Origin of the sequence: Cellulomonas endophytica, assembly GCF_004123805.1 — a bacterium.
In the GTDB taxonomy this organism is placed as follows: Bacteria; Actinomycetota; Actinomycetes; order Actinomycetales; family Cellulomonadaceae; genus Cellulomonas; species Cellulomonas endophytica.
In genome coordinates this window covers 1-7,875 of sequence record NZ_RWJX01000112.1, presented here as the reverse complement: position 1 = coordinate 7,875, position 7,875 = coordinate 1, and the positions used below count along the sequence as shown (strand labels likewise).

Annotated in this window: 6 protein-coding genes; 4 read left to right on the top strand and 2 right to left on the bottom strand. The window is 76.8% G+C overall.

The features are described from left to right. Positions 1-175: 175 nt before the first annotated feature. The 4 genes from EJA20_RS17495 (at position 176) to secA (ending at position 6,426) form a co-directional block, all read left to right on the top strand. Positions 176-1,069, top strand: a complete 894-nt coding sequence (locus EJA20_RS17495) for a ComF family protein (protein WP_205687567.1) — start codon at positions 176-178, stop codon at positions 1,067-1,069. 170 nt (positions 1,070-1,239) lie between these two features. Next, on the top strand, positions 1,240-1,959 hold the full coding sequence (gene hpf, locus EJA20_RS17490; protein ID WP_129339806.1) for a ribosome hibernation-promoting factor, HPF/YfiA family: 720 nt from the start codon (positions 1,240-1,242) through the stop codon (positions 1,957-1,959). 139 nt (positions 1,960-2,098) lie between these two features. Beyond that, positions 2,099-3,496: a winged helix-turn-helix domain-containing protein gene (locus EJA20_RS17485; protein ID WP_240675623.1), complete on the top strand. Its 1,398-nt coding sequence runs from the start codon at positions 2,099-2,101 to the stop codon at positions 3,494-3,496. Positions 3,497-3,525: 29 nt separating this feature from the next. Further along, positions 3,526-6,426 carry a preprotein translocase subunit SecA gene (secA, locus tag EJA20_RS17480; protein ID WP_129339805.1) on the top strand — a complete coding sequence of 967 codons (2,901 nt, stop codon included), beginning with the start codon at positions 3,526-3,528 and terminating at the stop codon, positions 6,424-6,426. A gap of 103 nt (positions 6,427-6,529) precedes the next feature. Here the strand turns inward: secA and EJA20_RS17475 are convergent, their stop codons facing one another. Together EJA20_RS17475 and EJA20_RS17470 are read right to left on the bottom strand one after the other, a co-directional pair. Then, entirely contained in the window at positions 6,530-7,195 is a 666-nt protein-coding gene (locus EJA20_RS17475) for an Rv3235 family protein (protein ID WP_129339804.1), read from the bottom strand. Next, the coding region (locus tag EJA20_RS17470) for a LysM peptidoglycan-binding domain-containing protein (RefSeq protein WP_164984049.1) at positions 7,192-7,875 on the bottom strand (684 nt) is incomplete at its 5' end. The genes EJA20_RS17470 and EJA20_RS17475, both read right to left, overlap by 4 nt.

The following is a 7,875-nucleotide window of genomic DNA, read 5'->3' as shown; positions in this document are numbered from 1 at the left end:
GGCCGACGCGCCCGCGCGACGGCCGGCGCGCGGGACGGGCGGTCGCGGCCGTCGGGCCGCCCCCAGCCCCGGTCGCGACCCGCCGTGCCCGCGACCCTCGCGCCCCGTCCCCGGCCGGCGGGCCGTCGAGCCACCCTCGTCGGGCAGGTGGCGAGGCGTCGGGAGGGGAGGGTCCGTGGCGGGTGGGGTGGACGGGGCGCAGCAGGGCGCCGTCGCGGTGGTCGTCGCGGCGCTGCGGGACGTCGTCGGCCTCGTGCTGCCGGTGGCGTGCGCCGGCTGCGGCCTGCCGGACGTGCCCCTGTGCGTCGCGTGCACGGCGCTCCTGCACGGCCCGCCCCGCCGCTGCGAGGACCGGGCCGGCCGCCTGGACCGGCTCGACGGGCGGCCGCTGCCGGTCTGGGCGCTCGCGGACGCCGTCGGCCCGGTCCGGGAGACCGTCGTGCAGTGGAAGGACCGGGGCCGCGCCGACCTCACGCCCGTCCTCGGCGCCGCCCTCGCCGCCGCGGCGGGGCTCGTCGTCCCGGGGCTCGTGGGGGGCGGTGGTCCGGGTGCCGCGGGCGCGATCCTCGTGGTCCCGGCGCCCTCGACGGCGGCCGCGCGGCGGCGGCGCGGGGAGCACCGGGTCGGGCGGCTGGCCGTGCTCGTCGCCCGCCGGATGGCGGTCGCGGGGGTGCCCGCCGTCGCGGTCGAGGCGCTCGTCCGGCGGGGGGCGGGGGACCAGGCCGGGCGGGGGCGTGCGCAGCGGGGCGGCGTGCGCGAGGAGGTGGCGCTGCACCGGCGGGGCCGCCGGGTCCTCGCCACGCCCGGGACGGCGTCGTCGGGCGGCCCGCCGCGGGTGCTCCTCGTCGACGACGTCCTCACCACCGGGGCGACGCTCGCCGCGTCCCGCCGGGTGCTCGAGGGGTCCGGGGCGTCGGTGGTCGGGGCGCTCGTCCTGGCCTCCACCCCGCCCCCCGGGACCTCCGTCCCGCGCCGCCCCGGCGGCGGCGTGGGCACGGCCGGCTCTCGGCCGGAAGAGGACACGGCGCGCGGGGTCCCCGCTGATGACGGGGGAGGCGGGCCGGGTTAGCGTGGACGGACCAGCCGAGGGGTGGGGTCGGACGACGGACCCGCGTCGTGAGCCCGTCCCCGGCCGGTGGAGGGGAGGTGCGCCGAGCAGTCGGGTGCCCGCCAGGGCGCCCGGGTCGAACACCGTCGCGAGCAGGTCCAGGACCTGCCCCGCCCACCTCAGGAGGTCTCGTGGAGATCGTGGTCGCCGGCAAGCACACCGACGTGACGCCCAAGTTCCGGGCGCACGCCGAGCAGAAGCTGGCCAAGGTCGAACAGCTCGCCCCGCGCGCGATGCGCGTGAACGTCATGGTGTCGCACGACGCGAACGCCAAGCCGTCCGGGGTCCGCGAGCGGGTCGAGCTCACCGTGATCGACAAGGGACCCGTCATCCGGGCCGAGGCGTGCGCCGACGAGCAGGTCGCCGCGCTCGACCTCGCGCTCGCCCGGCTCCTCGAGCGCCTGCGCCGCACGCACGACCGGCGCAAGACGCACCGCGGCCCGGCGCCTCTCGCCCCCGTCGACGTCCGCCCGCTGCCGCCCCAGGTCGCCCCCGAGCCGGCCGAGCCGCCGGCCGACCCCATGCAGGCCGGCACGACGACGGAGACGACGCTCGGCGACTCGCCGGTGGTCATCCGGCAGAAGGTCCACGAGGCCCAGCCCATGACCGTCGACGACGCCATCTACGAGATGGAGCTCGTCGGCCACGACTTCTTCCTCTTCGTCGACGTGGAGACCGCCCAGCCGTCCGTCGCCTACCGGCGCCGGGGCTGGACGTACGGCGTCATCAAGCTCGACACCGCGGTGGTCGACGCCGGCCGCCACGCGGTCGACGGAGCGGCCCGCGTGGGCGCGCCCTCCGGCCCGCCCGTGTTCGAGGTCGACCGCGAGACGGTCGCCGCCGGGGGCTGACGGATCCCTCAGGGTCGCGGGCCCGGTCGTCCCTCCCGGACGGCCGGGCCCGCGCCCGTCCCGGGTCGTGCGGGCCCCGACCTCGCCGGGCGACGACGGTGCGCGGGTCCGTGTCGGTGGGACGCGCCAGGATGGGCCGGTGGTCGCAGCCGAGCACCTGTCCCTGTCGCAGGCCCGTCGCCTGACCCTGCGGTCGCACGGGCTCGCCGCCCCGCGCCCGGCCCGGACCGGGCCCGCGACGATGCGGCACCTGCAGTCCGTGGTCGACCGGCTCGGCCTCCTGCAGATCGACTCCGTGAACGTGCTCGCGCGGGCGCACCTGCTGCCGACGTTCTCCCGGGTGGGGCCGTACGACCCCGGCCTGCTCGACCGGGCCGCGGGCCGGGCGCCGCGCCGCCTCGTCGAGGCCTGGGCCCACCAGGCGTCCTTCGTCCCGCCCGCCACCTTCCGGCTGCTCGGCTGGCGCCAGCGCGCCTACGCCCAGGAGGCCTGGGGCTCCATCGCCGAGGTCCCGCTGCAGCTGTCGTCCGAGGTGGCGGAGGTGCGCGCGCTCGTCCGGGCGGAGGGCCCGCTCACCGGGCGGCAGGTGCACGACCGGCTCTCGGTGCAGCACCCGGTGAGCAAGGAGGCGTGGGGCTGGAACTGGACGGTGGCCAAGCGCGTGCTCGAGTTCCTCTTCTTCACGGGGGAGCTCACGGCGGCGGGCCGCACCTCGTCGTTCGAGCGGCGGTACGACCTCGCCGAGCGCGTCCTGCCGGCGGAGGTCGTGGCCGCACCGGAGCCGACGGACGCGGAGGCGGCGCGGGGCCTCGTCGAGATCGCCGCGCGGGCGCACGGCGTCGCCTCCGTCCGGTGCCTGGCCGACTACTTCCGGATGCGGCAGGACCGCGTCCGCCCGGCGGTGGCCGAGCTCGTCGAGGACGGCGTTCTCGAGCCCGTGGTCGTCGAGGGCTGGGGCGACGGGCCGGTCCTGCGCCACCGGGACGCGGACGTGCCCCGGCGCGCGACCGGTGCCGCGCTGCTGAGCCCGTTCGACCCCGTGGTGTTCGAGCGGCGGCGGGTCGAGGCGCTCTTCGGGCTCCGCTACCGCATCGAGATCTACGTGCCCGAGCCCGCCCGGGTGTGGGGCTACTACGTCCTGCCCTTCCTCCTCGGGGAGCACGTGGTCGCGCTCGTCGACCTCAAGGCGGACCGCTCGGCGGGGGTCCTGCGGGTCCTCGCGGCGCACCCCGCCGGCACGGCCGCCGACCCCGGACCCGCCCGGTCGCGGCGCGGCGCCGCGGTGCCGGACGCGGGCGAGGTCGTCGAGGCGCTCGCCGCGGAGCTGCACCTCGTCGCCGCCTGGCTCGGGCTCGACGAGGTGCGCGTGGGCGACCGGGACGAACGGCCCCGGGGCGCGCTGGCGCTGCCCCTGGCGGCCCGGCTGCCGCACGCGGGGCGACCGGCCGGGGCGACGGCCACGGGCTCGCCTACGATGGTCACGGCGCCCGCCGCGGGGCGGGACGACGCCGACGACCACGCCGTGCCCGGGTCCTGAGCCCGCGCCGGTCGAGCCAGGGGAGTGACGTGCCAGCGATCCTCGAGAAGGTCCTGCGGATGGGCGAGGGCCGCGTCCTCAAGAAGCTGTCGGGCATCGCGGACCAGGTGAACGCCCTCGAGAGCGGCTTCGTGGACCTGTCGGACGCGGAGCTGCGCGAGGAGACCGACCGGTTCCGCGCCCGCCTGGCCGACGGCGAGAAGCTCGACGCGCTCCTGCCCGAGGCCTTCGCCGCGGTGCGCGAGGCCTCGAGCCGCACGCTGGGCCAGCGCCACTTCGACGTGCAGATCATGGGCGGGGCCGCGCTGCACCTGGGCAACATCGCCGAGATGCGCACCGGTGAGGGCAAGACCCTCGTCGCCACGGCGCCCGCGTACCTCAACGCGCTGGGCGGCCAGGGCGTCCACGTCGTCACCGTCAACGACTACCTCGCGCGGTACCAGGCCGAGCTCATGGGCCGCGTGTACCGCTTCCTCGGCATGACCACCGGCGTGGTGCTCACGGGCCAGCAGCCGGCGGAGCGGCGCGAGCAGTACGCGGCGGACATCACCTACGGCACGAACAACGAGTTCGGCTTCGACTACCTGCGCGACAACATGGCGTGGCAGAGCGCCGACCTCGTGCAGCGCGGCCACCACTTCGCCATCGTCGACGAGGTCGACTCCATCCTCATCGACGAGGCGCGCACGCCGCTCATCATCTCCGGGCCCGCCTCCGGCGACATCAACCGCTGGTACGCCGAGTTCGCCAAGGTCGTCCGCCGGCTCGAGGCGGAGCGCGACTACGAGGTCGACGAGAAGAAGCGCACCGTCGGCGTGCTGGAGCCCGGCATCGAGCGGGTGGAGGACCACCTCGGCATCGAGAACCTCTACGAGTCGCTGAACACGCCGCTCATCGGGTTCCTCAACAACGCCATCAAGGCCAAGGAGCTGTTCAAGCGGGACAAGGACTACGTCGTCATGAACGGCGAGGTCCTCATCGTCGACGAGCACACGGGCCGCATCCTGCCCGGCCGCCGCTACAACGAGGGCATGCACCAGGCCATCGAGGCCAAGGAGGGCGTCGCCATCAAGGCGGAGAACCAGACGCTCGCCACCATCACGCTGCAGAACTACTTCCGGCTCTACGGCAAGCTCGCCGGGATGACCGGCACGGCCGAGACCGAGGCCGCGGAGTTCCAGGGCACCTACAAGCTCGGCGTGGTCCCGATCCCGACGAACCGCCCGATGCAGCGCATCGACCAGAAGGACTTCGTCTACAAGTCCGAGGAGGGCAAGTTCGACGCCGTCGTCGCCGACATCGTCGAGCGCCACGGCCACGGGCAGCCCGTCCTCGTGGGCACCACGAGCGTGGAGAAGTCCGAGCTGCTCTCGAGCAAGCTCAAGAAGGCCGGCGTCCCGCACGAGGTCCTCAACGCCAAGCAGCACGCGCGGGAGGCGGCGATCGTCGCCCAGGCCGGGCGCAAGGGCGCGGTCACCGTCGCCACGAACATGGCCGGCCGCGGGACGGACATCATGCTCGGCGGCAACGCCGAGTTCATGGCCGTCGCCGACCTCGCCGCCCGGGGCCTGGACCCCAAGGAGAACGCCGAGGAGTACGAGGCCGCCTGGCCCGAGGCGCTGGAGAAGGCCAAGGAGGCCGTGGCGGCCGAGCACGACGAGGTGGTGGAGCTCGGCGGCCTCTACGTGCTCGGCACGGAGCGCCACGAGTCGCGCCGCATCGACAACCAGCTCCGCGGCCGGTCCGGGCGCCAGGGCGACCCGGGCGAGTCCCGGTTCTACCTGTCGCTGCAGGACGACCTCATGCGCCTGTTCAACTCGGGCCTGGCCGAGGCGATGATGACCCGCGCCGGCTTCCCCGAGGACATGCCGCTGGAGTCGAAGATGGTCACGCGCGGCATCCAGTCCGCGCAGTCGCAGGTCGAGGCCCGCAACTTCGAGATCCGCAAGAACGTCCTCAAGTACGACGACGTGCTGTCCCGGCAGCGCGCGGTCATCTACGACGAGCGGCGCCGCGTGCTCGAGGGCGAGGACCTGCACGAGCAGGTCGCGCACTTCCGCAGCGACGTGCTGAAGGGCTACATCGCCGCGGGGACCGCCGAGGGCCGCCCGGAGGACTGGGACCTCGACGCGCTGTGGACGGCCCTCAAGGGCGTGTACCCCGTGAGCATCACGCCCGAGGAGGTCGTCGAGGAGGCCGGCGGGCCCACCCGCCTGTCGACCGAGCTGCTCGAGCGGGAGGTGCTCTCCGACGCCGAGGTCGCCTACGCCGAGCGCGAGGCCCAGCTCGGCGAGGCCACGATGCGCCAGCTCGAGCGGCGCGTGACCCTGTCCGTCCTCGACCGCAAGTGGCGCGAGCACCTCTACGAGATGGACTACCTCAAGGAGGGCATCGGCCTGCGGGCGATGGCCCAGCGCGACCCCCTGGTGGAGTACCAGCGCGAGGGCTTCCAGCTCTTCGGCGCGATGACCGACGCCATCAAGGAGGAGACCGTCTCCTACCTGTACCGCCTCGAGGTGCAGGTCCAGCCCGCGGCGGCGGACTCCGTCGGCGCCGCCCCCAGCGTCGGCCTGCCGCGGGCCGGCGGGGCGACCGCCGCACCCGCGGCCGGGACGAACGGGACGCCCGCCACCGGTGCCGCCCCGGACGGTGCACCCGCGACCGGCGGCGCGACCGTGGCGGACGGCGCCGGTGTCGGGCCGGACGGGTCGGACGCCGCGGCGGCCCCCGCGGAGCCGGCACCGACCATCGTGGCGAAGGGGCTCGACGGCCCCGCGCCCGTGCCGCTGCAGTACTCCGCCCCGTCCCTGGACGGCGACGGCGGGCCCGTCGTGACCCGCCCCGACGGCTCCGCCACCGGCGCGGACGGCGACGACAGCGCGTCCAACCGCGAGGCCCGGCGCAAGGCGGCCAAGCAGCGCCGACGCTGACGCCGGCACCGAGGCGCCGACCGCGACGACGGCGGGTCCCCGCGGGGGCCCGCCGTCGTCGTCCCTCCCCGGCCCAGCACCGTCGTCCGGAGAGGGCGGAGGGTCAGCCCAGCTCGAGTGCGGTGACGCGCCACTGGCCCCGGTGCGCGTCGAGGCGCAGGGCCGCGGCTCGCACCCGCGTGCCCTGGTCGACGACCACCGTCGCCTCGACGGAGCGTTCGTCGACCGGGACGACCCGCACCCGTCGCACCGCCGGACGGGTCCCGGCGCTCGTCACCGGGCCACGCCCGGCGACGCCGAGCGTGAGCCCGGTGCGCACGCGCAGCTCCTCGTAGACACCGGGCGCGAGCCAGCGGGCGAGCTGCGCCACCGGTCGGGTCCCCGCGAGCACCTCGACGACCGCCCGGGCGAGGGTGCCGGCCGTGCGTGCGGGGTCGGCCTCGGGGACGGGTACGTCGTCGGCGTCGAGGACCTCCGCCTCGAAGGACGCGTCCCGCGTGCGCAGCGCCCGCACCCGGTCCGGGAGCGCGGGCGGGGCGGGACGACCCAGGGGCCCGGCGTCGGCCGTGCCGCCGCGGTACGCCGGGCGCACGAGCCGCACGCGCGCCGGACTGACGGCGGCCGGCGTGACGGCGGCCGGCGTGACGGCGGCCGGGGTGACGGTGGCCGGCCCAGCGGCGGCCGGGGCGACGGCGACCGGCGCGGGTCGTCCGTCCTGGGCCGGGGGAGCGGCGGGCGCGACGGGGCGGGGCAGGGTGGCGGCGCTCATCGTCCGCTCCTCTCGGGGTCGTCCGCGCTGTCGTCCGCGGCGCTGGTGGTGGTCCTGGCGTCGGTGGTGGTGGGGCTGGTGGGTGTCGCGGTCGTCCCGGTCGCGTCGGGGACCCGGAGGGTCTGACCCGGCAGCAGGAGGTCGGGGTCGGTGCCGACGACGTCCTCGTTCGCCGCGTACCAGAGGGGCCAGATGGCGGCGACGTCCGCGGGGCCGGCCTCCGGCCCCAGGGCGCGGGCGGCCAGGTCCCAGAGGGTGTCGCCGGCGACGACGACGACGCTGCCCGCAGCGGCGCTCCCCGCGCCGGTGACGCCCGTGCCGGTGACGCCCGTCGAGGTCCCACCGTCAGCCGAGGTGCCGGGCACGACCGCGCTCCCTCCTGCCGCGCCGGGGGTCGGGGCGGGGTTCGCCGTGGCGGCGGACGCCGTGGCAGGGGACGCCGTGGTGCCGTGGGGACCGAGGACGTCCTGCGCCGCCCCGCGGGCTACGGGCGCGGGTGCCAGCGCGGCCGTCCCGGCCGTGGTGCCGCGCGCGGGGGCGGCCTCGCGCGCCGCTCCGAGCGCCTCGGAGGTGGGTGTGCTCGCGCTGCCCGTGCGGGCGCGGCGGTCGAGGACGGCGTCGGCCGCTCCGAGCGCGGGCGGCGCGGTGCCGGCCGCCGGCCCGGGCGTGGCGCCGGGAGC

What these genes read in the sequence shown, in the direction of transcription:
- EJA20_RS17475 (WP_129339804.1), bottom strand. Translation starts at nt 7,195, where the DNA reads ATGAGCGCCGCCACCCTGCCCCGCCCCGTCGCGCCCGCCGCTCCCCCG.